This is a genomic window from Streptomyces sp. ISL-96, assembly GCF_018614035.1.
Classification (GTDB): domain Bacteria; phylum Actinomycetota; class Actinomycetes; order Streptomycetales; family Streptomycetaceae; genus Streptomyces.
This window is the reverse complement of record NZ_JAGGPA010000071.1, coordinates 14,262-40,385: the sequence shown is the minus strand read 5'-3', so window position 1 is coordinate 40,385 and position 26,124 is coordinate 14,262. Positions and strand designations below refer to the sequence as shown.

The following is a 26,124-nucleotide window of genomic DNA, read 5'->3' as shown; positions in this document are numbered from 1 at the left end:
GCGAAGTCCGGGCCTAGACGGCGACGGGGGCGGCGTCCGCGGGCGCGGGGACGCGCCCGGTGATGGCGAGGAAGGTGTCCTGGAGGGTGGCGTCGATGGAGCCGCCGTACCGGAGCTTGAGCGCTCTCGGCGTTCCCTCGGCCGCGACCAGCCCTTTGTCGACGACGACGAGCCGGTCGGAGAGCGCGTCCGCCTCGTCGAGGTAGTGGGTGGTGAGGAAGACCGTGGTGCCGTACTCGTCGCGCAGTCGCCGCACCAGGTCCCACAGGTCGGCCCGGCTGCCCGGGTCCAGGCCCGTGGTCGGCTCGTCGAGGAACAGCACCTCGGGCCGGTGGGTGAGGCCCATGGCGATGTCGAGCCGCCGCCGCTGACCGCCCGACAGTGCGGCGCACCTGCGGTCCATCAGTTCGGTGAGCGCTAGGTCGCGCGCCAACTCGTCGGCGCGGGCGGACGCTTCGGTCCTGGTGAGGCGGTAGAGGCGGCCCTGGGTGATCAGTTCCTCCCGTACGGAGACCTGTGGGTCCAGGCCGCCGGACTGGGCGACGTAACCGATCTTCCGCCGTACGCCCGAGGGGTCCCGCAGCAGGTCGTGGCCCGCGACGGTGGCGGCGCCGCCGGTCGGTGCGAGGAGCGTGGTGAGCATCCGCAGGGTGGTCGTCTTGCCGGCGCCGTTCGGACCGAGGAAGCCGAGGATCTCGCCGGGTTCGACGGTCAGATCGATGCCGCGGACGGCTTCGACAGGGCCCGCTTTGGTGGTGAAGGTCCGGGTGAGTCCGGCCGTGCTGATGATTGCCATGCGCCCCAGAAAAGCAGAGTCACTTAAAATTTGCAATGACCCCAAGTTTGTGTAGCTCCCACCGAAGCTACGATGGGCGCATGGCCGAGGGACTCAGAGAGCGCAAGAAGCGGCAGACCAGGCAGCACATCTCCGATGTGGCCACGGGTCTGTTCCTGGAGCGGGGCTTCGACGCCGTGACGATCGCCGAGATCGCCGAGGCGGCGGACGTCTCCGTCAACACCGTCTACAACTACTTCCCCGCCAAGGAGGACCTCTTCTTCGACCGCAGCAAGGGCATCGTCGACCGGCTGCCGCGCTATGTCCGCGGCCGGGACAAGGGCGAGTCGGCGGCCCGGGCCGTCCTGCGTGAACTGAACCGCGAGGTCGAGGAGGTCGCCCCGTCCATCGGACTGATCGACGGATATGCGAACTTCATGCGCGTCGTGCTGGAGGCGCAGGCCCTGCGCTCCCGGCTGTGGGCCATCCAGCAGGAGGTCGTCGAGAGCCTGGAGCTCACCCTGCGCGAGGAGACGGGCGCGGCGGCCGACGATCCGCTGCCGACCCTGATGGCCGGCCAGCTCGCCTGGCTCCAGTCCACCCTGATGGGATGGATCGGCGGCCAGATGGTCAAGGGCCGCAAGGCCGTGGAGGTCTCCCGCGAAGCTCTGGTCCTGCTCGACGGGATGGAGGAACTGCTGAGCGAAAAGGCGCTCAACTACGCGGTGCGGGCCACCGAATGACGCGTACCGGTGTGATGTCCGTCATCCGAGACGTGACGCGCATCTCTTCGCCGCCATACGGCCCCTCACGGGCGCTAACCTCCGCCGGAGAGCCTGAAGTAAACAGGCGTTAAGGCATAAGGAATCAAGGGGTGTGTCGTGGCCAGGAAGCTCGCCGTCATCGGGGCCGGACTCATGGGGTCCGGTATCGCGCAGGTCTCGGCGCAGGCGGGCTGGGACGTCGTTCTGCGCGATGTCACCGATGCCGCGCTGACCCGCGGCCGTGACGGCATCAAGGCCTCGTACGACAAGTTCGTGTCCAAGGGCAAGCTGGACGCCGCGGACGCCGAGGCGGCGCTCGGCCGCATCACCACGACCACCGACCTCGACGCGGTCGCCGACGCCGACATCGTCGTCGAGGCCGTCTTCGAGAAGCTTGAGGTCAAGCACGAGATCTTCCGTGCGCTCGACAAGATCGTCCGGCCGGACGCGGTCCTCGCGTCCAACACCTCCGCCATCCCGATCACCAAGATCGCTGCCGTGACGGAGCGTCCGGAGCGGGTCGTCGGCGCGCACTTCTTCTCGCCCGTACCGATGATGCAGCTCTGCGAGCTCGTACGGGGCTACAAGACCAGCGACGAAACGCTCGCCACCACGCGGGAGTTCGCCGAGTCCGTCGGCAAGACCTGCATCGTCGTCAACCGCGACGTGGCCGGCTTCGTCACCACCCGCCTCATCTCGGCCCTCGTGGTCGAGGCCGCGAAACTGTACGAGTCGGGCGTCGCCTCGGCCGAGGACATCGACATCGCCTGCAAGCTGGGCTTCGGGCACGCCATGGGCCCGCTCGCGACCGCGGACCTGACCGGCGTCGACATCCTGCTGCACGCGACCAGCAACATCTACACGGAGTCGCAGGACGAGAAGTTCGCCCCGCCGGAGTTGATGCGCCGGATGGTTGATGCCGGTGACATCGGGCGCAAGAGCGGGCAGGGCTTCTACAAGCACCACTGATGCCGTGTCAGCTTCTGGGTCACCCTCAGGAGTGAATTCGGTATCGGTTCGCTTACGGACGGCAACTTCCTGACCCGTAAGGCAGTCAGTTGGGTGCAGGGAAAGAAACACGACACGGAGAACTGACGCACTCTCAGGGAGCGCATATGCACATCAGGGGCGACCACGTCGAGCTGGTCGTCGGGGGCCGCCTCGACGTCCGCAGCGCGGCGGACGCCCGTACGGTCCTGCACTCGGCCGTCGACGACGGTGTCGGCGATCTGGTGCTGGACCTGACCGAGCTGGATTCCTGGGACGCCACCGGACTGGGCGTGATCATGGGCGCCCACCGGCGGGCCGGACGGGCCGGCCGCAGGCTCGTGCTGCGCGGCGTACCGGCCCAGATGCAGCGCCTGCTGGTGGCCACCAGGCTGCACCGCATCCTCGCCATCGAGGGCGGTCTCGCCGCCGAGTCGCTGCCGCGGGTCTGAGCGGTACGGCGTACGGCGCGAAGCGGCGCGATCCGTACGGCGGGCGCACATTCCTCACGAGACTGTGACGTCCCGGACGGGGTGGCACCCCTCTGGTTCCCGAATACTGTGCGAAGGTCTAGGGTTCGGTCGCCTGCTGATTGACGAACCCGAGTACGGCGGGCACCGGACCAGAAGCGACAGCGCGCGTGGGAAAGGCCGGGAGGGGCATCCGCACGCGACGCATCTGGGGGGCTTGACCATGGACCCGATGAACCCGATGAACCCGATGAACCAGGGGCCGGAAGAGCACGGCCACGACAACGACCTGCTCGGCGAGAGCGGCACCGGTGACGGATCGCGCCGGCCGCCACGGGACGCGCTGCCACCAACCCTTGCCCAGAGCGGTCCCGGCAGCCCCGGCAGTCCGGGTGGTCCCGGCAAGGGGAGCGGGCAGGCCTCTTCGGCACCCGCCCGCACCGTGCAGGTCGTCGCGGGCGACTTCCTGCTCACCGTCAACCCCGTCGACGGCAGCGAGATCGAAGTCTGCCCGCCCGGCGAGCGTCCCGCGCGGCCGGTCAGGCACAGCGCCGACGACCGCGCCGAACTGCTGCGGGCGTCCAGGCCGCCCGTACCGCCGGGGCCCGTCGTTCCCGAGCTGCCGCTCCTGGAGCGGCAGGAGGAGCGTGAAAGGCTCGTACGGCTGCTCGCACGCGGCCGATCCGTGCGGCTGACCGGGCCGTCGGGATCCGGGCGTACGGCGCTGCTCGATGCCGTCGCCGACGACTGCGCGGACCTCGCGCCCGACGGAGTCGTACGGCTCAGCGGAGCCCACCGCACGCCCGAAGAGCTGCTCCACGACCTGTTCGCCGCCGTGTACAGCGCGCCGCTGCACCGCCCGGACCGGGCGGGGCTGCTCGACCTCGTTCATGCCATCGGCGCGGTCGTCGTCCTCGACGACCTGGAGTTCGGCGGGGCGGCCCTGGACGAGCTGCTGGAGGCCACGCCCGAGTGCGCCTTCCTGCTCGCGGCGACGCCCGGCGTCGCGGCTCCCTCGCCCGACTCGCACATCGAGGAGGTCTTCCTCGGCGGTCTCGGCCGCAGCGCCAGCCTGGAACTCCTGGAGCGGGCCGTGGAGCGGCCCCTCACCGAGGACGAGGCGAACTGGGCGGGCGACCTGTGGTTCGAGTCCGAGGGACTGCCGCTGCGCTTCACGCAGGCGGGTGCGCTGCTGCGGCAGCGCGACCGGCTGCGCGCCGACCCCAACGCCTTCGACGAGTACGGGTACTTCAGCGAGCAGCCGTTCGACGCGCCCTTCGACGCGGAGGACGGCCACGACGTACCCCTGCCGTCGCTCGCCGAGGGCGCGATGCCGGCTGCGCTGCTCGCGTCCCGGCTGAGCGAGTCGGCGCGGGCCACGCTGCGCTTCGCCATCGCGCTCGGCGGGGAGGTGCCGCACCAGGCGCACCTGCCCGCCCTGGTGGGCGACACCCACGCGGACGCCGCGCTCGGCGAGCTGATGAGCTGCGGGCTGCTCTCGCCGGTCGGGGCGCGTTTCCGGCTGGCGGCCGGTGTGGCCGTACAGCTGGAGGCCGCCGGGTTCGCCGACGAGGTGGCGGAGCAGGCGCACACCGCCGCTCAGCACTACACCTGGTGGGCCGGGCACCCCTCGGTGTCGCCCGAGCGGGCGACCGCTGAGGCGGACGCGATGCTCGCGGCGATGGGCGCCCTGGTGCCGGGCACGGAGGCGGGGCATCCGAGCGCCGCCGTCCTGCTGGCCCGTACGGCGGCGCCCGCCTTCGCCGCCGGGCTTTCCTGGGGCGCGTGGGAGCGGGCGCTGCGGGCGGGTCTTGAGGCCGCGCGCATCGCGGGTGAGGTCGCCGAAGAGGCGTACTTCCACCACGAGTTGGGCGTCCTCGCGCTCTGTACGGGCAGTCTGGACCGGGCCCGGGCCGAGCTGGAGGCGTCCATCGCGATGCGCGGCGCCGTGGCCGACAAGAGCGGCACCGTCGCCGGACGCAGGGCGCTGGCGCTGGTCGAGGACCGCTCCGGCGCGGGTGCCGGCGGGCTCCTGCTCGGCGGACGTACGCCCGCGGGGGAGGAGGTGCCGACGGCTCGGTACGAGGAGTCGGCGTCGCCGCCCGGTGGCGTACCGGCAGCGGTCGTACCCCTGTCGCTGTCGGCCAGGCCGGGGGAAGGGGCGGGTGGCGACAGCACGTTGGTCACCCACCGCTCGGCGGAGGCCGGTGCGGGTGGCGGTGCTGGCATTGGTGGCCGTCTCGCCGTACTCACCGGCGCCCGGCGCAACATGGTCGCGGCGGGCGCGGGCGCGCTGCTCGTCGCCGTACTCGGCACTGTGGTGACGCTCGGCGCGGCCTCGGACGGCGAGGAGCCGCCGAACCGGGTGACGTCCGAGCAGTCGGCCAATGAGGACGACGGGCAGGACGGGCTGATCGCGGACGAGCCGACCCAGGGCTCGACGAGGCGTCCGGGGGACCCGGGCCGTCCGTCGGGGCCCGGTACGTCGGGACTGCCGCGGCCGGGGCACAGCGGTGGCATTGGGGCCTCGGGTGATCCGTCGAAGAGCGGCACGCCGAAGGACGACGACTCGTCTTCGCCGGGGAGCAAGCCGCCGGCCTCCGACGACCCGACGTCGAGTGGCCCAACCTCTGGCAGCCCGACGACGGGCGGCTCCAGCGGCGGGGGCTCCAGCGACGGTGGCTCGTCCGACGGCGGGACCTCCGACGGCGGGAGTTCCGACGGGGGTACGTCCGACGGTGGCACCACCGATGGTGGAACCTCCGACGGCGGTACGTCCGATGGCGGGACCACCGATGGTGGCACCTCTGACGGGGGTACGTCCGACGGCGGAACGACCGACGGTGGCACGTCCGACGGCGGTACGACTGACGGTGGCTCGTCCGACGGCGGGACCACGGACAGCGGGGGCACCACCACCGGAGACACCACGGACGGTGGCACCACCACGGGCGGCAGCAGCCCCAGCAACAGCGCCCCTGGGTCCACGAGCGCTTCGTAGGAGGGCGGGGTGGCTGGGGCTCTGCTCCAGACCCCGCTCCTCAATCGCCGGAGGGGCTGGACAGTGCCGCGTTGCGGCAACCATTCAGCACCTCCGGCGATTGAGGACGGTCAGAACAGACGGAGCTTGTCGTCCTCGATGCCTCGCATCGCGTTGTAGTCCAGGACCACGCACCCGATCCCGCGGTCCGTCGCCAGTACGCGCGCCTGCGGCTTGATCTCCTGCGCCGCGAAAATGCCCTTCACCGGCGCGAGGTGCGGATCCCGGTTGAGGAGTTCCAGGTAGCGCGTCAGCTGCTCGACGCCGTCGATGTCGCCGCGTCGTTTCAGTTCCACCGCCACCGTCGCGCCGTCCGCGTCGCGGCACAGGATGTCCACCGGGCCGATGGCCGTGGGGTACTCGCGCCGGATCAGCGAATAGCCCTCGCCGAGTGTGTCGATGCGGTCGGCGAGCAGCTCCTGGAGGTGCGCTTCCACGCCGTCCTTGATCAGCCCGGGGTCGACGCCCAGTTCGTGGGACGAGTCGTGGAGGACTTCCTCCATCGTGATGATCAGTTTCTCGCCCGCCTTGTTGATCACCGTCCAGGTGCCGGCATCGTCCCCTGTGCCCTCCTTGAGGGTGCACGGCGGCGACATCCAGTTGAGCGGTTTGTACGCCCGGTCGTCGGCGTGGATCGAGACGCTGCCGTCCGCCTTCACCAAGATCAGACGGGGAGCGGAGGGCAGATGGGCGGTGAGCCGGCCCGCGTAGTCCACGGAGCAGCGGGCAATGACGAGACGCATGGGGCGCAACGCTACTCGACGACCCGTGCTCTACGCGATTCGCCCAGTAAGACCCCCTTCGTTGTTGGCTGGTTGTGTCCCAATCTCCTGGTGCGGCCCGGACCGCACGCTTAACTTGGATGCAGGAGGTCGTCGTACGTGCACTCTGCGTCGTCGTCCGTCTTCCCTGCCCGTAAGACCCCGGCCCCGGGGTCGCGAGAGGAGAACCCATGTCGCTCGACGTCTCACCGGCACTGTTGGAACAGGCCGAGCGAGGCGATGTCGACGAAGCCGCATTCGTCGACTGCGTCCGGACCTCCCTGCCTTTCGCATGGGAGATGATCAGCTCTCTGGTGGCACAGCTGAAGGTCGACGGTGGAGAGTTCGCCGACAACCAGACGCCGCCGCCGGACGAGCAGGCACGTGGTCAGCTGCTGCGTGCACTCGCGAGTGACGCGATTCGCGGTGCGTTGCAGCGGCACTTCGGCGTACGTCTTGCATTCCAGAACTGCCACCGCGTAGCGGTGTTCCCGCTGGACTCCTCGTCGGACGAGCGGCTCGGCCGCTTCACCTCGATCAGGGGTCAGCTTCTCAACCAGTCGCCGGAACTTCGGGACTGCTGAGGCATTGCTGCCGCTCCGCATCGCGGGAGGTCCACTGATGCGGGGCGGCGGCGACCCCGCCGGCACGGCACAGAACGGCACGGCACAGAACGGCACGGCACAGCACAGCACGGTCAGGACAGCAGGGGCAGCACTTCGGACCCCAGCAGTCGTACGTTCTCCTCGGTGGCCGCCAGGTCGCCCGAGCCTTCCACGAGCAGCGCGAAGCGTGTGATGCCGGTCCGCTCCGAGGTCGCCGCCAGCCGGTCGGCGGCCAGCCGGGGCGGACCCACCGGATGCAGCTCGCACAGCATTTCCGTGTACGCGACCGGGTCCCGCATCGCGCGGTGCCGCCCGTCGACCGTCACATGGGCGTCGAGGCCCTGCTTGAGCCAGCCGGGCATCGCCTTGGTCAGCGTTTCCGTGCCGTCGGCCGCGCTGCTCGCGATCTGAGCCACTCCGGCCGAAACATGGCCCGCCCGCGCGACCTTTTCCGGCTCATGTCCGGCGGCCAGCGCGAGCCTGCGCCACAGCGCGACCATCTCCGCCTTGTCCTCGTCACCGCAGTGCATGCCGAGCAGCATCGGCAGCCCGCGCTCGGCGGCCATCCGTACGCTCTTCGGGGAGGTGCACGCGAGCACGACCTCGGGGCCGCCCGCTTCCTCTCCTTCGGCCGGCGTCTCGCGCAGCAGCTCGTCCGGCCTCGGTACGACGGCGACTTCGCGGAAGTCGAACCGCTCGCCCCGCGCTTCGACGCGCGGTTCGCGCAGCCAGCGCAGCAGCAGGTCCAGCGACTCGGGGAACCCGTGCTCGTACGCCGAAAGACCCTGTCCGAACACCTCCAGGTCCACCCACGGCCCGCCCCGCCCGACGCCGAGCGTGAACCGCCCGCCGGAGGTGAGGTGCAGCAGCGCGGCCTGCTCGCCCAGGGCGACCGGGTGCACGGTCGGCAGGACGCTGACCGCCGTACCCACGCGGATGCGCCGGGTGCGGCCGAGCAGTAGCGCGGCGAGTGTCACAGCGGAGGGGCACACGCCGTACGGTACGAAGTGGTGCTCCGCGAGCCAGACCGAGTCCAGCCCGGCTTCCTCGGCGACCTCGGCGGACCGCACCGCGCGGTGCAGCGCCTCCCCCTGGCCCTGGCCCGGAAACTGGGCCGCCAGTACAAACGTTCCGACACGCATCGCCTTCTGCCTCCTTACGGCCGACGCGGCTTCCCCCTTACTGGCAACAACGTCTGACACGTGCCAAAGGCACGGGTGCGCGTGAAGTTGTTGCGATTTTCCGGTAAGCCGCGCCCGGGGGAGGGCGGCCCGCACGCGCTGCGGTACGTGTACCCCTGCCCGATGGCCCTAGGCTTGGGTGAAACCACTGCCCGTCCGACCCGTGAGGTTTCAGGTGTCCCCGCGTCGCAACCGCCCCAAGGGCCGCGAGAATCCGACCGAGTCCCCAAGTGGCGTGGCAGGAGAGAGGTTCGGGGTCCAGAGCACCGAATCGTGGCAGGGCGAGGAGTGGTCGCTGCGCCACGTCGCCGGCGCGAGCGCGGCGGGCAAGCGCTACCGCTGTCCGGGCTGCGACCAGGAGATCCCGTCCGGGGTCCCGCACCTGGTGGCCTGGTCGGAGTACGGCGGTGTCGACGACCGCAGGCACTGGCACAAGGCCTGCTGGAACGCGCGGGACCGCCGCACCACGAAGGTGCAGCGGTCCCGTAATGCCCCGCGCTACTGACCGGCGCGGCGCGCGCGGCCCGCGCCGTCACACGTCGCGCTTGTCCAGGGCGAGGAACGCGCCGCCGAGCACCACGGCGGTCACGCCCAGCAGGATCCACAGCGGCTCCCAGCCGGCCGGCCCGGAATCGGTGACCGAGACGTCGTAGAAGGCGCTGAGCTGGTTGGGGATCGAGTACTCGAAGAGCGCCTTCTGAAGGTCGGCCAGCGTCTCGGAGAACATGAACATCGCCAGCACCAGCGGCAGCAGAACCACGCCGATCATGATGGTGATCGCGCCCGCCGAGTGCCGGATGAGCGAGCCGACGGCGAGGGACAGCAGCCCGAGCGTCGCGATGTAGAGGCTGACGCCGATCGTCGCGCGCAGCCAGTCCGCGCCGGTGGGCGTGCCGCCGTCCAGCGCGGCCGTCTGGATCGCCCCGACGATGGCGGTGGTCACCAGCGTGATGGCGAAGGCCAGCACGAAGAAGACGATCGACTTGGCCGTCAGCACGCGGGAGCGGCTCGGGCAGGCCGTGAGGGTCGTACGGATCATGCCCGTGCCGTACTCGGACGCGACGGTCATCACGCCGAGCGTGATCACCGGGATGGCGCCCAGCAGCACACCGAAGAAGCCGAGGCTGAGCACCGGGGTCTCGCCGAGCTCGGCGCCGGACGAGCTGACGGCCACCGTCGAGAGCAGTCCGATGCCGAGGACGAGCACGATCATCACGCCGAGCGTCCACACGGTGGAGCGCACCGACCGGATCTTCGTCCACTCGGAGGTGAGCGCGTCCCCGAGCGTCGCCCTGCGCACCGGGATAGGCGAGACGTACGACGCGACGCCCTGCTGCTGGTAGTGCTGCGGGGCCTGCTGCTGGTGCGGGGTCGTCATCGGGCGTCCTCGGGGCTGTCGGTGTCGCGGTCGCTGTCGCTCTTGGTCAGGTCGGGGGCAGGCGCGGGCGCGGCTGCGGGTACGGGAGGCGCCGCCGGGGCGGCAGCGGGCGCCGCGTACGGGTTCTGGCCGGGGGCCGGGTAGCCCGGGGCGGGTGCCGGGCCGCCGGGCAGCTGGACGCCCGCGAAGGGCTGTCCGCCGGCCTGGGGCGGCGGCGGGGCGTACCAGCCGTTCTGCGGCGGCAGGGGCTGGGCGTAACCGCCGGGGTGCTGAAACTGCTGGGGCTGCTCGAAGCCGGCCAGCTGGTCGGCCGTGGAGCGGTAGTCCACCGCGCCCTGGGTCATCCGCATGTACGCCTCCTCCAGCGAGGCCTGGTGCGGCGAGAGCTCCCACAGCCGTACGCCGGCGTCGTGCGCGAGGTCGCTGATCCGCGCCAGCGGCAGCCCGGTGACGCGCATCGCGCCGTCCTGCTCGGTCATGACGTGTGCGCCGGCCTCGGTCAGCACCGACGACAGCTTCTCGCGCTGCTGCGGCTCGGTCTGCGGCGTACGCACCCGGGCGAAGTCGGCGGAGTTCGCCGAGATGAAGTCCTTGACGCTCATGTCGGAGAGCAGCTGCCCGCGCCCGATCACGATCAAGTGGTCGGCTGTGACCGCCATTTCGCTCATCAGGTGGCTGGAGACGAAGACCGTACGGCCCTCGGCGGCGAGCGTCTTCATGAGGTTGCGGACCCAGAGGATGCCCTCGGGGTCGAGGCCGTTGACCGGCTCGTCGAAGAGCAGCACCTGCGGGTCGCCGAGAAGCGCCGCCGCGATGCCCAGGCGCTGTCCCATGCCGAGCGAGAAGCCGTTGGAGCGCCGCCTGGCGACGTCCTGGAGGCCGACGACCCCCAGCACCTCGTCGACGCGCTGGGCGGGGATGCCGGAGAGCTGCGCCAGCGACAGGAGGTGGTTGCGCGCGCTGCGTCCGCCGTGCACCGCCTTGGCGTCGAGCAGGGCGCCGACCTGGCGGGGGGCGTTGGGCAGCTTGCGGAAGGGATGGCCGCCGATGGTGACATGACCCGCGGTGGGCTCGTCGAGCCCGAGGATCATGCGCATGGTCGTGGACTTGCCGGAGCCGTTGGGGCCCAGGAAGCCCGTCACCATGCCCGGGCGCACCTGGAAGGAAAGGTTGTACACGGCTGTCTTGGCGCCGTAGCGCTTCGTCAGGCCGACTGCCTCGATCATTGTCTGAAGCCCCATCGACAGGTCGGGTGGTCGGGGCTGTGACCGTCTGGCCGAACGCGCCCCCGTAAGGGTTAGGAGGATAACCAGCGGCTGACGGTTCCTGCTAAGGCGGTACGCGGGGCGCCGGCGCTACGCGTCACGCTTCTTCAGCAGGACATATCCGCCCACCACGGCCGCCGCGACCCACAGCGCCATGATCAGCAGCCCGCCCCAGGGGCCGTACGGCGCGTCGTCATTGACCGGCGGAACCACCTGCATGATCTTGCTGCCCGCCTGGTCGGGGAGGTACTGGCCGACCTTCTTGGTCGCGGAGACGTTGCCCAGGATCGGGGCGAGCAGGAAGAAGAACGGCATCAGGACGCCGAGCGAGAGCACCTGGCTGCGCAGCATCGAGGCGACGCCCATCGAGAACAGCGCGATCAGGGTCATGTAGAGGCCGCCGCCGATGACCGCGCGCAGTACGCCCGGATCGCCGATGCTCGCCTTCAGGTCGCCGAGCATCGCCTGGCCGAGGAAGAAGGAGAGGAAACTCGTGGCCATTCCGACGACCAGTGCGAGGGTCGTGGCGACGGTGATCTTGCTGAAGAGGAAGGTGCCGCGCTGCGGGACCGCCGCGAGCGACATGCGGATCATTCCGGTGTTGTATTCGTTCGACACGACCAGCACACCGAAAACGATCATTGCGAGCTGCCCAAGACTCGTCCCCGCGAAACTCACAAAGGTCGGATCGAAGGCGAGCTTGTCCTCCGCGCTCATCCTCTGGAATTCGTTCCTGGAAAGAATACTGATCAGTACGCCGAGGCCGATGGTGACGATGGCGGCAAGGCTGAGTGTCCATACTGTGGACTGAACCGATTTGATCTTGGTCCATTCCGACTTGAGCACCTGTGCGACCGCCATGACTCAGGCCCCCCTCTTCTTCGTCTTCGGCTGCTGCACGCCGGCGCCCCAGCCGGCCCCTGGCGAACCGGGCCTCTCGCCGTCGGAATGCGCGTGGTACTCGACGGATCCGGCGGTCAGCCGCATGAACGCTTCCTCCAGCGAGGCCTGCTGAGGGCTCAGCTCGTGCAGTACGAGCTGATGCCTGGCGGCGAGATCACCGAGCTGCTCCGAGGTCACACCGTCCACTTCCAGGGACCCGTTGGCCGCGCTGACCGCCGTGATGCCGGCCTCGTGCATGACATCGCGCAGCCGCTCCTGCTGCGGGGACCGCAGGCGTACGTAACTGCGCGAGTTCTCCCGGATGAAGCCCGCCATCGACGTGTCGGCGAGCAGCCTGCCCTGGCCGATGACGACCAGGTGGTCGGCGGTGAGCGCCATTTCGCTCATCAGGTGGGAGGAGACGAAGACCGTACGCCCCTGGGAGGCCAGCGACTTCATCAGGTTGCGGATCCAGTGGATGCCCTCGGGGTCGAGCCCGTTCACCGGCTCGTCGAACATCAGGATCTCGGGGTCGCCCAGCAGCGCGCCCGCGATGCCCAGCCGCTGCCCCATACCCATCGAGAAGCCCTTCGCGCGCTTCTTCGCGACCGGCGTCAGGCCCACCGTGTCCAGGACCTCGGAAACCCGGCTGCGCGGGATGCCGTTGCTCTGGGCCAGGCAGAGGAGGTGGTTGTACGCGCTGCGGCCGCCGTGCATCGCCTTGGCGTCCAGGAGCGCGCCGATGTACTTCAGCGGATCCCTGAGGTCGGCGTAGTGCTTGCCGTCGATGCGGACGTCACCGGCGTTCGGGCTGTCCAGTCCCAGCAGCATGCGCATGGTCGTGGACTTGCCCGCCCCGTTCGGGCCCAGGAAGCCGGTGACCATGCCCGGCCGTACGGTGAAGGTCAGCTGGTCGACGGCCACCTTCTCGCCGTAACGCTTCGTCAGCCCCGTCAGCTCAATCATCCCGCCACGCTAAGGGCGCGCAAAGCCCCCCGCCACTGGAATGACGGGGGGCTTTCGCGGCACTTACGGCCTGATTGGTTCCGCTTCGGGCCTAGCGGGTCTGCTGGGCCGGGACGCCGCGCGTGATCGGCTCGTCGTCGGCCGGCGCGCCGGCGGCGGCGACGGCCGCACCGGTCAGCGTGGCCAGCATCTCGCGGACGTTGGTCAGCTGCGCGTTGATCGAGTCGCGGCGGTTGGTGAGCGCCGCCAGCTCGCGCTCCGATTCGCTGCGGATCCGGTCGGCCTTGGCGTTGGCGTCGGCCACGATGTCCTCGGCCTGGCGCTGCGCGGTCTCCACCGTCTGACGGGCGCGGCGCTCCGCGTCCGTACGCAGCTTCTCGGCCTCCAGGCGCAGCTGCTCCGCGCGGTGCTCGATCTCGGCCAGACGCTTCTCGGCCTTGGCCTGACGCGAAGCCAGGTCGCGCTCGGACTGCTCGCGGCGCTTCGCCAGGTTCGTCTCGAAGTCCGCGGCGGCCTGGGCGGCCTTGGCGCGGGTCTCCTCGAAGAGGGCGTCCGCCTCCTCACGCTTCTGCTGCGCGTCCTTCTGGGCCTCGCTGCGCAGCGTAGAGGCGTCACCCTTGGCCTTCTCGACGATACGAACGCCCTCGTCCTCGGCCTTCGCCTTGCGCTCGGAGGCAAACGATTCGGCGTCGTTGCGCACCTGCTGGGCGGCGGACTCGGCGAGCTCGCGGTGCTGCTCGGCGGCGCGACGGGCCTCCTCACGCAGGTCCTTCGCCTCCTCCTCGGCGAGCCGGAGGATCTTCTCGACGCGCGCACCGAGTCCGGCGTACGACGGCTCCGCGTCGCTCACCTGGGCCTGGGCGTTCTGCGTCTCGAGGTGGAGTTCCTCGATCCGCTTTTCCAGAGCAGTGATTCGGGCCAGAGCACTGTCACGGTCGGCGACGAGTTTGGTAATGCGGTCGTCCACCTGACCGCGGTCGTAACCACGCCGCACGAGCTCGAAGCCGAAGGGGGAGGAAGTGTCGCTCATGGGGTTCCTGGGTTCCTGTCGAATGTGACCGGTGAGGTGTTAGGGGGAATCCTAGGGGCCTAAGCGGCGTGTCATCGAGTCAATGCCCGTTTGATCTGGAGAATGACACCCCTTTTGAGTGGCTAACCGTCGGATGACTTGCCACCCGAACGGGTTGCGCCCGCCGCGGCGGCCGCTTTGACCCCGCCTGCCCCGGAGCCGCTGTTCGATGCCGCCTTGCCGCCCGCGGAAGGTGCCTCGAAGGACTCCAACGCCTCGAGTACGTCCTGGACACGGGAGATTTCAGCCTGAATGTCCTCCCGGCGGCGTACCAGCACATCGAGTTCGCGCTGGCCCTCTTCCACCATGCGCGCCGCCTCGGCCTTGGCCTCCGCGTGCATCCGCTCGGCCTCCCGTACCAGCTCGGCCTTCTTCAGACCGGCCTCCTTGAGCAGCGCCTCGGCCTTCCTGACCGCGGCGATGCGGACCTTGCCGGCCTCCGAACTCGCCTCGGAAATCATCGCCTTCGACTTCGCCTCGGCCTCGGCCTGCTGCTCCGTCGCCGCCTTCACGAGCTTGTCGACGCGCTCGCCCGCCGTCCGCAGCTGCTCGGACGTCTCCCGGCGGGCCCGCTCGTGCAGCTCCTCGATCTCGCTCTCGATGCGGGTACGCAGCTCCTCCGCCCGCTCCCTTATGGCGGTCGCGTCCCTGCGGGCACCGACCAGCAGTTCGTCGGCGTCCGTACGGGCCTTCTCCACCAGGGAGTTGCCCTCGACGGTCGACTCCGCGACCAGCCGCTCGGCCTCCTTGCGGGCCGCGCCGACCATCGTGTCGGCCTGCTCCTCCGCCCGTGTCGCGGCGAGCAGCGCCTCCTCCTGGGCCTTCGCGATCAACTGGTCGGCCTGCTCGGCGGCGTCCGAGCGGCGCTTGGACGCCGCCTGACGGGCCTCGTCGAGCAGCCGGTCCGCCTCGGTGCGGGCGTCGCCGCGCATGCGCTCCGCCGCTTCCTCGGCGTCCGCCTTGACCTTCTGGGCCTCGGACCTGATGCGCTCCGCCGCCTGCTGGGCGGAGCCCACCATCTCGGCGGCCTCCGCACGAAGGCGCTCGGCCTCGCCGCTCGCCTCGGCGATGAGCTGATCGGCCTGCGCCGCCGCGTCGCCGCGCCGCTTGTCGGCGGCCTTGCGCGCCTCGTCCAGGATCCGGTCCGACTCCGTCCGCGCCTCGGCGTGCACCCGCTCGGCCTCCGCGCGCAGCCGCTCCGCTTCGGCGTTCGCGTCGGCGATCAGCTTGTCCGCCTCGCCGCTCGCCTCGGAGACGAGCTTGTCCGCCTGGGAGGCGGCGTCGCCGCGCCGCTTGTCGGCCGCCTTGCGCGCCTCGTCGAGAACCCGCTCGCCCTCCTCGCGCGCCTCGGCCCGCAGCCGCTCGGCCCCGGCCTCGCCGTCCGCCTTGATCTGCTCCGCCTCGGCCCGCATGCGGGCCGCGTCCTGCCCGGCCGCCGTCAGCGACTGCACGGCCTCGGCCGCCATGCGCTCGGCCTCGCCCGTCGCCTCACCGACCAGCCGGTCCGCCTGCGCCGCCGCCTCGTTACGGATGCGGTTCGCGTCCTCACGGGCCTCGGCGCGCGAACGCGCCGCGTCCTGCTCGGCCGAAGCCAGCGCGTCGGAAGCCTCCGTGCGAAGCCTCTGTGCGTACTCGGAGGACTCCGAACGCAGCCGCTCCGCCTCCGTGATCGCGTCTGCGACCGTGCGCTCCGCGAGCGCCTTCGCGGCGTCCGTCTCCTCCTGCGCCCGGCGGCGCAGCCGGTTCGCGTCCTCGGTGGCCCGCTCCCGCTCCTCGTACGCGTCGGCGCGGAGCCGGTCCGCCTCCTCCTGCGCCTCGGTCTTCGTACGCTCCGCCACGTGCTCAGCGGCGGAACGCAGCCCGGCGATCTCCTGCTCGGCCTGCTCGTGCAGCCCGGCGACGGATTCCCGTACCTGCTGCGCGGTCTGCTCGGCGGCCGCGACCAGCTCGGTCGCCCGGTAGTCCGCCTCCTGGACCAGGCGCTGGGCCTCGGTCTGCGCGTCCTCGACCCGCTTGCGGGCGGACGCCAGCAGCTCCTCGCTCTGCTCGCGGGCCTGCGTACGCTCCCGCTCGGCCTCCTCGCGGGCGGCGGCCAGCGTCTCCTCGGCCTCCCGGCGGCGCCTCGCGGCCTCCTCCTGGGCGGCGGTCAGCGCCTCGGCGGCCTCGTTCCCGACGCGCTCGGCCGCGGCCGCGGCCTCCGCGCGAATCCGGTCCGCGCTCTCCTGCGCCTCCGACTTGAGCCGCTCGGCCTCGTTCGACGCCTCACTGCGCAGCCGTACGGCGACGGCCTCACCCTCGGCGCGCGACTGCGACGCGTCGGCGGCAGCCTCGTCCCGCAGCCGCTCCGCCTCCGTCTCGGCCTGCGCCTGGAGCGTACGTACCCGCTCGGCCGCTTCGGTCCGCAGCCGCTCGATCTCCTCGCCGGCCTCCCGGCGCAGCCGCTCGGCCTCGGTCCGCGCGTCGCCCAGCGCCTTCTCGGCGGCGGTGACGCGCTGCTCGGCCTCGGTGTGCAGCCGGGTCAGTTCCGCGGCGGCCTCCGCCTGGCGGGCCGCGATGGCGCGCTCGGCCTCCTCGCGCAGGGCGCGGGCGGCCTCCTCGGCGTCGGCGGTGGTGCTCGCCGCCTGCTCCTCGGCCTCGCTGCGCAGCCGGTCGGCCTCGGCGCGGGTGCGCTCCAGGGTCTCCTCGGCCTGCTTGCGCAGCGTCGTGGCGCGCTCGATGGCCTCGCCGCGCACACGCTCGCTCTCGGCGGAGGCGGACGTACGGAGCTCATCGGCGTCGCCCCGCGCCTTGGTCAGCAGCTCCTCGGCGGTCCTGGCCGCCTCCTCGATCTGCTGGACGGCCTCGCGGCGGGCCTCGCCGCGGATCCGCTCGCCCTCGGCGACCGCCTCGGACCGCAGCTGCTCGGCCTCGCCGCGCAGCCTGCGCGCCTCCTCCTGCAGCTCGACCGTCTTGGCCCGGTACTCCTTGGTGTCGTCCTTCGCCGCGCCCTTGAGCTGGTCGGCCTGGGCCGCCGCCTCGCTGCGCAGCCGCTCGATCTCCGCCTCGGCCTCGCGGCGGATCCGCTCGGCCTCCTCGGACGCCTTGCGGGTGGTCTCCTTGGCGTCGTTGGACGCCTTGGTGAGGACCTCTTCGGCGGTACGGGCGGCCTTGGCCAGCGCGGCCGCCGCATCCTCGGCGGCGACCGTACGGGCCTTCTCGGCGGCCTCGGCCACCAGCCGCTCGGCCTCGGCGACGGCGTCGGCGCGGGCCTGCTCGGCCTCCGCCTTCAGTGCCTCGGCGTCCTTCGTGGCCTCGCCGACCAGGCGGGCGATCTCGGACTTCGCCGTACGGGTGCGCTGTTCGTTGACGGACTCGGCCGTCGTCAGCTGCTTGGCCGCCGCTTCCTTCGCCTCGGTGAGGACCTTCTCGGCCTCGGCGCGCGCCTCGCGCAGCGCCGTCTCGGCCTCCTGCATCCGCTGCTCGGCGGTGCGGCTGAGCTCGGCGGCCTGCCGGCGTGCCTGCTCGGACTCGGCGGTCGTCGACGTACGCAGCTGCTCGGCGTGGGTCGTCGCCTCCTGCGCCTGGTTCGAGGCGGCGTTCAGCAGGCGCTCGGCGTCCTTGCGGGCGCGCAGCAGGATCGCTTCGGCTTCGGCGCGGGCGTTCTCCGCCTCGGAGCCGAGGCGCTGGCGGGCCTCCTGGGTGACCCGCTCGGCCTCCGCGCGGGCGGCGGCCAGTGCCTGCTCGGCCTCGGCGCGGGACTCCTCCAGGAGGCGGCGGGCCTGCGACTCGGTACGGGCGCGGAGCTGTTCGGCCCACGCCACGTTCTCGTTGACGTGCGCCTCGACGGTCTGCCGGCGCTCGGAGAGCTCCTGGTCGAGCCGCTGGCGGCGGGTGACCGCCTCCGTGTGCAACTCGGCCTGGAGCCTTGCCTGATGCTCGGCGTGCTCCTGGAGGATCCGCTGCGTCTGCGCCCGGGCGTCGCGCAGTTCGCGCTCGGCGTCGGTGCGCAGCTGATCGGCCTCGATCTGGGCGTTACGGAGCAACTGCTCGGCCTGGTAGCCGATGTCCGCCGCGTCGTAGGCAGGACGGGACGCGAGGTTGCGGCGCGCCTCGTGGAGCTTGGCGCGCAACACCTCGACCTGGTAACCCAGGTCCTCGGCGTGCTGAACCGCCTTCTCCCGCTCGGTCTTCAGCCGGTCCATCTCGGCTTCGAACCGCGAGAGATGGTCGGTTTCACCCCGCTGTTGGCTCTCCTGGCGTTCGTAGCCCCGCACTGCGCGGTCCCATCCGTCCCCTGGTCGCAACTCTTCCGAATACTCCGAACAAGCACCGCCCCGACATCGGGCGGCCCCCGGGGGAATGGTCTCAGATCAACAGTGAGGCATGGGTCACAGCCCCCGGTCCGGCCCCGGTCCGGCCCCGGACCGGAACCGCCCACTCTACCGGCGTGGAATACGGGGGACTGTGTTCCGGTCAGTGCTCCGGGGTTGAGGCGGGTGCCGAAGTGACCAGTTCCGTCAGTACGCCGTGGCAGTCCTTGGGGTGCAGGAACGTGATGCGCGAGCCCATCGAGCCGATGCGCGGCTCGTCGTAGAGGACCCGTACGCCCTTGTCGCGGATGTCCGCCGCGTCGGCGTCCACGTCCGGTGTCCCGAAGGCGATGTGGTGGACCCCCTCACCGTTCTTGGCCAGCCACTTTCCGACCGCGGAGTCCTCGCGGGTGGGCTCCAGGAGCTGGAGATAGGTGGCTCCGCCGTCGGACGTCTCGTTGATCTTGAGCATGGCCTCACGTACGCCCTGCTCCTCGTTGACCTCCGAGTGGTACACCTGGAAGCCATAGGTCGAGCGATAGAACTCGATGGTCTTGTCGAGGTCGAAACAGGCGATTCCGATGTGGTCGATTCGCGTCAGCATGGGACCAGTGCAGCGCTATTGGTGGTGGTTACGCAACGTGCGCGCGATCACACTCGCTGCCCGGTGACCGGGCCCGTACCGCTCAGTACATTGAGGTAAACCCTCGTTCACTCCTCATCCCAAGGGGCCGTGCCTCATGCCTGGAACGAACCGCACTACGTCAGTCATCGTCGCTGGTGCCCGTACACCCATGGGCCGACTGCTCGGCTCGCTGAAGTCCTTCTCCGGCGCGGACCTCGGCGGGTTCGCCATCAAGGCCGCCCTGGAGCGGGCCGGCATCGGCGGTGACCAGGTCCAGTACGTGATCATGGGCCAGGTGCTGCAGGCGGGCGCCGGGCAGATCCCGGCCCGGCAGGCGGCTGTGAAGGCCGGCATTCCGATGAGCGTGCCCGCTCTGACCATCAACAAGGTCTGTCTGTCCGGGCTCGACGCCATCGCCCTGGCCGATCAGCTGATCCGCGCCGGTGAGTTCGACGTGGTGGTCGCCGGCGGGCAGGAGTCCATGACCAACGCTCCGCACGTGCTGCCGAAGTCCCGTGACGGCTTCAAGTACGGCGCGATCGAGATGCTCGACTCGATGGCCCACGACGGGCTGACCGACTCCTTCGAAGGCATCGCGATGGGGGAGTCGACCGAGAAGCACAACACCCGGCTCGGGATCGCCCGCGGGCCGCAGGACGAGTTCGCCGCGCAGTCGCACCAGCGGGCCGCCGCCGCGCAGAAGAACGGGCTCTTCGAGGCGGAGATCACGCCCATCGAGATCCCGCAGCGCAAGGGCGACCCGGTTCTCTTCTCGAAGGACGAGGGCATCCGGCCGGAGACGACGGCGGAGTCGCTGGGGAAGCTGCGGCCCGCGTTCGCGAAGGACGGGACGATCACGGCCGGGACCGCCTCGCAGATCTCCGACGGTGCGGCCGCTGTGGTCGTGATGAGCAAGGCCAAGGCTGAGGCTCTCGGGCTTGAGTGGATCGCCGAGATCGGGGCGCACGGGAACGTGGCCGGCCCTGACAATTCGCTTCAGTCGCAGCCGTCGAACGCGATCGCGCACGCGCTGAGCAAGGAGGGGATCGGGGTTGAGGATCTCGACCTCATTGAGATCAATGAGGCTTTTGCGGCGGTTGCGGTCCAGTCAATGAAGGACCTCGGGGTGTCCCCGGAAAAGGTGAACGTCAACGGTGGCGCGATTGCCCTGGGGCATCCGATCGGGATGTCCGGTGCGCGGGTCGTGCTGCACCTCGCCCTTGAGCTGAAGCGGCGGGGCGGCGGCGTGGGCGCCGCCGCGCTGTGTGGCGGCGGCGGCCAGGGTGATGCGCTGATCATCAAGGTCGCGGGCAAGTAAACCCCGTAACCCTTCCGTAGTGCTTGATCGAGGAGCGGAGTTGTGATGCAGGACGTCCCCGAGCTGGTGGCTCAGGCGCGAGAGGGCCGGCCGCGTGCCGTTGCCCGGCTGATCTCGCTGGTCGAGGGGGCGTCCCCGCAGCTGCGTGAGGTGATGGCGGCGCTGGCTCCGCTCGCCGGCAACGCGTACGTGGTGGGGCTCACGGGGTCGCCCGGGGTCGGTAAGTCGACGTCCACGTCGGCGCTGGTATCGGCGTACCGGCGGGCCGGGAAGCGGGTCGGGGTGCTGGCCGTCGACCCGTCGTCGCCGTTCAGTGGCGGTGCGCTGCTGGGGGACCGGGTGCGGATGTCCGAGCACGCGTCGGATCCGGGGGTCTACATCCGGTCCATGGCCACGCGCGGGCATCTGGGCGGGCTCGCGTGGGCCGCGCCGCAGGCCATCCGGGTGCTGGATGCGGCCGGGTGTGACGTGGTGCTGGTCGAGACGGTGGGGGTCGGGCAGTCGGAGGTGGAGATCGCCTCGCAGGCGGACACGTCCGTGGTGCTGCTGGCGCCGGGGATGGGGGACGGGATCCAGGCCGCGAAGGCGGGGATCCTGGAGATCGGTGACGTGTACGTCGTGAACAAGGCCGACCGGGACGGGGCCGACGCGACGGCGCGGGAGCTCAATCACATGCTGGGGCTCGGGGAGTCCCGGGGGCCCGGCGACTGGCGGCCGCCGATCGTGAAGACGGTGGCGGCGCGGGGCGAGGGTATCGACGAGGTGGTCGAGGCGCTGGAGAAGCACCGGGCGTGGATGGAGGAGCGCGGGGTGCTCTCGGAGCGGCGGGCGAAGCGGGCCTCGCACGAGGTGGAGACGATCGCCGTTACCGCGCTGCGGGAGCGGATCGGTGACCTGCGGGGGGACCGGCGGCTGGGGGCGCTGGCGGAGCGGATCGTGGCGGGGGAGCTCGATCCTTATGCGGCGGCGGACGAGCTGGTGGCGGGGATCACGGAGGGGTAGGCGGGTCGGCTGTGGGGCGGGGGCGGGCCGCTCCGGGGGCGGCGTTCGGGACTGCATGATTTAGGCGCGGGCGGTGGCCCCGGCATGCGAAACCCGCGCCCTGCCCACAAATCACGCTTTACGTCCCGAACACCACCCCCTGCGCGTCCCGCCCCCTCGCGCCGGTGGGCAGCCTGCGGGCCGATGTGGTCGCCGCGTACAACGCCGCGAATTCGAAGAAGCTGCTGACGACGGTCAATTGGACGCCCGCGAACACCGCGGGGCTCCAGACCTCGGCGAAGAACCTGCCGCCTTGCAGGACCTACTAGTCGGAGTCGTTGTCGTCGTCCGCGTCGTCCTGGTCCGCGGTCACCTTGGCCGTCGCGGCGTCCACGTTCAGCTCGTGCTGCTTGCCGTCCTTGCCGTGGATTTCGGCCTCCCAGGCGTGGGAGCCCTCGTCGTCGTCCAGGTCGATGGACGTCAGCGTGCCCGGCTGCGCCTTGAGGGCCGCTGCCGCCGCCTCGGTCATGGTGACCTTCGTGTTCCGCGGGGCGCGGTCACGGTCGTCGTCGTCCGTGTGGGCGCTCACTACCTTTGCCGTCCTGGCGTCCACGTCGACGTCGTGCCACTTCGTGTCCTTGCCGAAGACGTCCATCTCCCAGACGGGCTCGTCGTCGTCGAGTTCGGCGCCGGTGACCGTGCCCGGTGTGGACTTGACGGCCGCAGTCTTCGCCTCTTCGAGGGTGACCGTGCTCGTGGTCGGTGCCGGCTTCGTGTCGTCGGCCGAGGTGGCGAACGCCGTGGCCGTGCCGCCGCCGATGAGCATGGCCGCAGCGGCGGTGGCAATGACGAGCTTGCGCTTCATGAGGGTTCCTCCCGAGCGGTTGGTTGCTACGGGGATCAATCTCGCTGAGTGATGCTGAAGGTGACCTGAAGCGTCTCTGATTGGCTTAGCGATCCCCAGTGCTGCTCGGGGATGCGAGCCGATCGCCTTCGTGCCCTGGTACTGAACGGCGGGACCGCCAGCCCTCGTGGCACGTCCCTCCGGACGCTGGTCGATGCGGTCTTGCGACCTCATCGAGGAGGGTGCCCGACGTCGCCTGGGCGTCGGGCGTGCGCGTGACACTCTGCCACAGGATCACTACGTTTCGCTAATCAGACTGGTGAGCCTGCTGAAGGCTTCTTCAGGTCCGGTTTGCGAACCTGGGCGCATGCGTTTGTTGATCGTGGAGGACGAGAGGCGGCTCGCGGTGGCCCTGGCCAAGGGCCTCACCGCCGAGGGGTTCGCCGTGGACGTGGTGCACGACGGGCTCGAAGGGCTGCACCGGGCCGGGGAGGGCTCGTACGATCTCGTCCTTCTCGACATCATGCTGCCCGGCATGAACGGCTATCGGGTGTGTGCGGCGCTGCGGGCCGCTGGGAATGACGTGCCGATTCTGATGCTGACGGCGAAGGACGGGGAGTACGACGAGGCGGAGGGGCTCGATACGGGCGCCGACGACTATTTGACCAAGCCGTTCTCGTATGTGGTGCTCGTGGCGCGGGTCAAGGCTCTGCTGCGGCGGCGGGCGAGCGCCGGGGCCTCGCCGGTCGTCGTTGTGGGGGATCTGCGGATGGATACCGGCAGTCGGCGCGTGTACGCGGGTGAGGACGAAGTCGTGCTCACCGCCAAGGAGTTCGCCGTGCTGGAGCAGTTCGCGGTGCGGGCCGGTGACGTCGTCAGCAAGGCCCAGATTCTGGAGCATGTGTGGGACTTCGCGTACGACGGTGATCCGAACATCGTCGAGGTGTACGTGAGCGCCCTGCGGCGCAAGCTCGGCGCCCGGCGGATTCAGACGGTCCGCGGCGCCGGGTATCGGCTGGTGGCGGCATGAGGCGGCTCTTCGGGTCCGTACGGGCCAGGGCGGCGCTCGGGGCGACCGTGGTCGTCGCGGTGGCGCTGGTGGCCGCCGGGCTGGCCGTGCTGCTGGTGCTGCGGGCCAACCTGATCGACCAGGCCGACCTCCAGGCCGAGGTCGACGCCCAGAATGTCGCCTCGCAGGTGGCTGTGGGGCGCCCGTACGGGGATCTGGAGTGGCCCGACGGCCGTCCGGTGCAGGTCGTGGGCGAGGACGGGCAGGTACTGGCCGTGAGCGAGGACCTGGAGGCGATCCAGGGGGCGGGGAGTTCCGGGGTCCGGGTCGGCGGCGGTGGGCCGGACCGGTCGGACGGGTCGGGCGAGGACGACGACGATGACGACCCCGGCCGGGGGGAAGTGTCGAGCGACGCGCCTTCGCTGTCGTCGGGGAGTGCGACGGTGGATGGCGAGCGGGCCGACTACCGGTTCGCCGCCGTCGAGGCGACGACGCCCCGGGGGCGGACCGTCACGGTGTACGCCGGTGCGCCGCTGGCCGCCGAGCAGGCCGCCGTCGGGACGGTGCGGGAGGCCATGCTGATCGGGCTGCCGGCGCTGCTCGTGGTGGTGGGCGGGGTGACCTGGCTGGTGACGCGGCGGGCGCTGCGGCCGGTGGAGGGGATCAGGCGCGAGATGGCCGCGATCACGGCCTCCGAGGATCTGTCGCGGCGGGTGCCGGAGCCCGACGCGCATGACGAGGTGGCGCGGCTGGCCGTGACGACCAATGAGACGCTGGCGGCGCTGGAGGCTTCCGTGGAGCGGCAGCGGCGGTTCGTCGCCGACGCCTCGCACGAGCTGCGGAGCCCGATCGCTTCGCTGCGGACGCAGCTGGAAGTGGGCGCCGCGCACCCGGAGTTGCTCGATGTCGAGGGCGCGGTGCGGGACACCGTACGGCTCCAGGGGCTGGCCGCTGATCTGCTGCTGCTGGCGCGGCTGGACGCGGGGGAGCGGCCGGGGCAGGGGCGCGTGGACCTGGGTGCGCTGGTGCGGGAGGAGGTCTCGCAGCGGACCGCCGACCGGGTGCCGGTGGCCGTCGAGGGCTCGGGCGTGTTCGAAGTGACCGGGTCGCGCGGGCAGTTGGCGCGGGTGCTCGGGAACCTGCTGGACAACGCGCAGCGGCATGCGAGGAGTTCGGTCGGAATCCGGTTGCGGGGGGTGGGTGGTGGTGCGGTGATCGTGGAGGTCGCCGACGATGGTGCGGGGGTGCCGGTGGGGGAGCGCGAGCGGATTTTTGAGCGATTCGTACGACTGGACGACGCCCGTGCCCGCGACGACGGTGGCGCGGGGCTGGGGCTGGCGATCGCCCGCGATGTGGCGACGCGGCACGGCGGCTCACTGAGGGTGGGTGAAGGAGAGGGCGGCGGTGCTCTCTTCACTTTGCGGCTGCCGGCTGCGGTTGCCTAGATTTTGCCTCGTCTGCCTCGCAGCTGCTCGACCACCGGGGTGAGGGCGGCCTTCATGTCGGCGAGTGCCTCGGGGGAGAGCATGCCGATGAAGTGGCGGCGTACGGATTCCACGTGGTGCGGAGCGACCTGCTGCATCGTTTCGCTGCCGTGGTCGGTGAGTACGGCGTACAGGCCGCGGCGGTCGGATTCGCAGTTCTCCCTGCGGACCAGTCCCGCGTTCTCCATGCGGGTGATCTGGTGGGAGAGCCGGCTCTTGGACTGGAGTGTGGCTGCGGCCAGGTCACTCATCCGCAGCCGGCGCTCCTTGGACTCCGAAAGATTGACCAGGATCTCGTAGTCGTTGATCGTCAGCCCGTACGGCTGAAGATCCTTTTCGAGCTGATAGGTCAGCAGCCTGTTGGCGTCCAGGTAGGTCCGCCAGGCGCACTGTTCGGCATCGGTCAGCCAGGGGGTGGCCGTCTCGGTCTCCATGTATGGATTCTACCTAAGAAGTTGAATGCTGGACGAAGTTACGGGATGTGACGCCCAGCCCGCGACAAGGGCGCAGACGTTCGACGTCACACTCCGCAGACTACCGCTCACAGCCCGAAGCGACGCTGGAGGTCCCCCAGCTGACCGGGAAGACGCGGTGCGCCCCCCTGCTGACCGTGCCCCGCACCATGCCCGCCGGGCACCCCCGCCTGGGACGGGACGGCGCCCGTGGCCTGCTCGGCCATGAGGAGTTCGGTGGACTGGAGCAGCACGGTGCCGGCCCCGACGAACTCGAACTGGTGCTCCTCGCCCGACGTACCGCCGATGCCGGTCAGTGACCTGATCCCGCCCATGACGCCCGCCATGTACTGGTGGTCGTAGTGGTGGCACGGGGACGGGCAGTCCGCCCAGCCCACCAGGGCCTGCGGGTCCACGCGGATCGGCGGCTCCATGAAGACCACCGGGCCGTTCGAGGCCGCCACGAACTTGCCCGTACCGATGAGGGTGAGGAAGCCGGGGACGATCGACTGCTTGAGCGCGAGCGTCGGCTCGTACGCCAGGAGGTTGCCGGAGCGGATGGTGAGGTTGCCGTTGTCGAGGTCGAAGCTGTTGACGTCGAACGCCCGGTCCGCGAGCAGCATCTTGCCCTGGCCCTCCGCCACCACCCAGTCGCTCGCGTGCAGCGGCGAGTGGAAGCTGGTGCGCAGGAGGCGGTCGAAGCGGCCGTGGCCGATGCCGTTGAAGTCGATGCGCCCGTAGTAGGCGATCATCTTCCCCTTCTGCAGGAACCACTGGCTCCCCTTGAGCTCCACGCAGAAGGTGTACGGATTGACATTGTCGTCGGAGGGGAGCGTGTGCGGGTCGAAGACGACAGGGCCTGCGGGCATGGGGGTTCACCTGTTTCTTGCGAGGAGGGCCCGGCGTTCACGCCGGTGAGGAGTCGCATCCGGGTATCGCGACGCGGAGCGTCGCCGCGTCCGGTTCAGGGCGCGGAGCG

The 26,124-nt window shown here is 70.7% G+C and carries 24 protein-coding genes; 11 read left to right on the top strand and 13 right to left on the bottom strand.

The window, feature by feature from the left end; genetic code table 11:
- Positions 1-13: 13 nt before the first annotated feature.
- Positions 14-796, bottom strand: coding sequence for an ABC transporter ATP-binding protein (locus J7E96_RS32930; RefSeq protein ID WP_215136881.1), 783 nt, complete (start codon positions 794-796; stop codon positions 14-16).
- An 80-nt stretch (positions 797-876) separates the two neighbouring features.
- Between J7E96_RS32930 and J7E96_RS32925 the strand changes: the two genes are divergently transcribed.
- From J7E96_RS32925 to J7E96_RS32910, 4 genes are all read left to right on the top strand, one after another.
- Positions 877-1,518, top strand: coding sequence for a TetR/AcrR family transcriptional regulator (locus J7E96_RS32925; RefSeq protein WP_215136879.1), 642 nt, complete (start codon positions 877-879; stop codon positions 1,516-1,518).
- 138 nt (positions 1,519-1,656) lie between these two features.
- Positions 1,657-2,508 (top strand): 3-hydroxyacyl-CoA dehydrogenase family protein, encoded by an 852-nt coding sequence (locus J7E96_RS32920; protein ID WP_215136877.1) that lies wholly within the window; start codon positions 1,657-1,659, stop codon positions 2,506-2,508.
- Positions 2,509-2,654: 146 nt separating this feature from the next.
- Complete coding sequence (locus J7E96_RS32915) at positions 2,655-2,978, top strand: STAS domain-containing protein (protein ID WP_069926899.1); 324 nt, start codon at positions 2,655-2,657, stop codon at positions 2,976-2,978.
- Between the two features lie 259 nt (positions 2,979-3,237).
- Positions 3,238-5,997 carry an ATP-binding protein gene (locus J7E96_RS32910; RefSeq protein WP_215136883.1) on the top strand — a complete coding sequence of 920 codons (2,760 nt, stop codon included), beginning with the start codon at positions 3,238-3,240 and terminating at the stop codon, positions 5,995-5,997.
- A gap of 110 nt (positions 5,998-6,107) precedes the next feature.
- Here the strand turns inward: J7E96_RS32910 and nucS are convergent, their stop codons facing one another.
- Positions 6,108-6,779, bottom strand: coding sequence for an endonuclease NucS (gene nucS / locus J7E96_RS32905; RefSeq protein WP_028813196.1), 672 nt, complete (start codon positions 6,777-6,779; stop codon positions 6,108-6,110).
- 209 nt (positions 6,780-6,988) lie between these two features.
- On the opposite strand from nucS, the gene J7E96_RS32900 reads away from it, so the two are divergent.
- The gene (locus J7E96_RS32900; protein WP_215136875.1) at positions 6,989-7,381 is read left to right on the top strand and encodes an SCO5389 family protein; all 393 of its coding nucleotides are present in this window, start codon (positions 6,989-6,991) and stop codon (positions 7,379-7,381) included.
- A 113-nt stretch (positions 7,382-7,494) separates the two neighbouring features.
- Here the strand turns inward: J7E96_RS32900 and J7E96_RS32895 are convergent, their stop codons facing one another.
- On the bottom strand, positions 7,495-8,544 hold the full coding sequence (locus tag J7E96_RS32895; RefSeq protein WP_215136873.1) for an LLM class flavin-dependent oxidoreductase: 1,050 nt from the start codon (positions 8,542-8,544) through the stop codon (positions 7,495-7,497).
- Positions 8,545-8,758: 214 nt separating this feature from the next.
- Between J7E96_RS32895 and J7E96_RS32890 the strand changes: the two genes are divergently transcribed.
- Complete coding sequence (locus tag J7E96_RS32890; protein WP_215136871.1) at positions 8,759-9,088, top strand: ATP/GTP-binding protein; 330 nt, start codon at positions 8,759-8,761, stop codon at positions 9,086-9,088.
- A 27-nt stretch (positions 9,089-9,115) separates the two neighbouring features.
- Here J7E96_RS32890 and J7E96_RS32885 read toward each other — a convergent pair whose 3' ends face one another.
- The 7 genes from J7E96_RS32885 to mce all read right to left on the bottom strand — a co-directional run bounded on the left by J7E96_RS32885 (position 9,116) and on the right by mce (position 19,036).
- Positions 9,116-9,961 carry an ABC transporter permease subunit gene (locus J7E96_RS32885; RefSeq protein ID WP_215136869.1) on the bottom strand — a complete coding sequence of 282 codons (846 nt, stop codon included), beginning with the start codon at positions 9,959-9,961 and terminating at the stop codon, positions 9,116-9,118.
- A complete protein-coding gene (locus J7E96_RS32880) occupies positions 9,958-11,187 on the bottom strand; it encodes an ABC transporter ATP-binding protein (RefSeq protein WP_215136867.1) in 1,230 nt (409 codons plus the stop codon). Before J7E96_RS32880 ends, J7E96_RS32885 begins: the two co-directional genes overlap by 4 nt.
- 129 nt (positions 11,188-11,316) lie before the next feature.
- Positions 11,317-12,087: an ABC transporter permease gene (locus J7E96_RS32875; protein ID WP_215136865.1), complete on the bottom strand. Its 771-nt coding sequence runs from the start codon at positions 12,085-12,087 to the stop codon at positions 11,317-11,319.
- Positions 12,088-12,090: 3 nt separating this feature from the next.
- Entirely contained in the window at positions 12,091-13,074 is a 984-nt protein-coding gene (locus J7E96_RS32870; RefSeq protein WP_215136862.1) for an ATP-binding cassette domain-containing protein, read from the bottom strand.
- Positions 13,075-13,165: 91 nt separating this feature from the next.
- Positions 13,166-14,104: a cellulose-binding protein gene (locus tag J7E96_RS32865; RefSeq protein ID WP_215136860.1), complete on the bottom strand. Its 939-nt coding sequence runs from the start codon at positions 14,102-14,104 to the stop codon at positions 13,166-13,168.
- A 122-nt stretch (positions 14,105-14,226) separates the two neighbouring features.
- Positions 14,227-18,396, bottom strand: a complete 4,170-nt coding sequence (gene scy / locus J7E96_RS32860; protein ID WP_215136858.1) for a polarized growth protein Scy — start codon at positions 18,394-18,396, stop codon at positions 14,227-14,229.
- Positions 18,397-18,595: 199 nt separating this feature from the next.
- Positions 18,596-19,036, bottom strand: a complete 441-nt coding sequence (mce, locus tag J7E96_RS32855) for a methylmalonyl-CoA epimerase (RefSeq protein ID WP_214969568.1) — start codon at positions 19,034-19,036, stop codon at positions 18,596-18,598.
- Positions 19,037-19,172: 136 nt separating this feature from the next.
- Between mce and J7E96_RS32850 the strand changes: the two genes are divergently transcribed.
- From J7E96_RS32850 to J7E96_RS32840, 3 genes are all read left to right on the top strand, one after another.
- Positions 19,173-20,375 carry an acetyl-CoA C-acetyltransferase gene (locus J7E96_RS32850; protein ID WP_215136856.1) on the top strand — a complete coding sequence of 401 codons (1,203 nt, stop codon included), beginning with the start codon at positions 19,173-19,175 and terminating at the stop codon, positions 20,373-20,375.
- Between the two features lie 45 nt (positions 20,376-20,420).
- Positions 20,421-21,377 carry a methylmalonyl Co-A mutase-associated GTPase MeaB gene (gene meaB, locus J7E96_RS32845; protein WP_215136854.1) on the top strand — a complete coding sequence of 319 codons (957 nt, stop codon included), beginning with the start codon at positions 20,421-20,423 and terminating at the stop codon, positions 21,375-21,377.
- A gap of 164 nt (positions 21,378-21,541) precedes the next feature.
- Positions 21,542-21,685 carry a hypothetical protein gene (locus tag J7E96_RS32840; protein WP_215136885.1) on the top strand — a complete coding sequence of 48 codons (144 nt, stop codon included), beginning with the start codon at positions 21,542-21,544 and terminating at the stop codon, positions 21,683-21,685.
- On the opposite strand, the gene J7E96_RS32835 is transcribed toward J7E96_RS32840, so the two are convergent.
- On the bottom strand, positions 21,682-22,221 hold the full coding sequence (locus J7E96_RS32835; RefSeq protein WP_215136852.1) for a PepSY domain-containing protein: 540 nt from the start codon (positions 22,219-22,221) through the stop codon (positions 21,682-21,684). The two genes, J7E96_RS32840 and J7E96_RS32835, sit on opposite strands and share 4 nt — an antisense overlap.
- 346 nt (positions 22,222-22,567) lie before the next feature.
- Between J7E96_RS32835 and J7E96_RS32830 the strand changes: the two genes are divergently transcribed.
- Entirely contained in the window at positions 22,568-23,230 is a 663-nt protein-coding gene (locus tag J7E96_RS32830; RefSeq protein WP_215136850.1) for a response regulator transcription factor, read from the top strand.
- Positions 23,227-24,654, top strand: a complete 1,428-nt coding sequence (locus J7E96_RS32825; protein WP_215136848.1) for a HAMP domain-containing sensor histidine kinase — start codon at positions 23,227-23,229, stop codon at positions 24,652-24,654. Before J7E96_RS32830 ends, J7E96_RS32825 begins: the two co-directional genes overlap by 4 nt.
- Here J7E96_RS32825 and J7E96_RS32820 read toward each other — a convergent pair.
- Together J7E96_RS32820 and J7E96_RS32815 are read right to left on the bottom strand one after the other, a co-directional pair.
- Positions 24,651-25,127, bottom strand: coding sequence for a MarR family winged helix-turn-helix transcriptional regulator (locus J7E96_RS32820; RefSeq protein ID WP_215136846.1), 477 nt, complete (start codon positions 25,125-25,127; stop codon positions 24,651-24,653). The two genes, J7E96_RS32825 and J7E96_RS32820, sit on opposite strands and share 4 nt — an antisense overlap.
- A 107-nt stretch (positions 25,128-25,234) precedes the next feature.
- A complete protein-coding gene (locus J7E96_RS32815) occupies positions 25,235-26,014 on the bottom strand; it encodes an AIM24 family protein (protein WP_215136844.1) in 780 nt (259 codons plus the stop codon).
- Positions 26,015-26,124 lie beyond the last annotated feature (110 nt).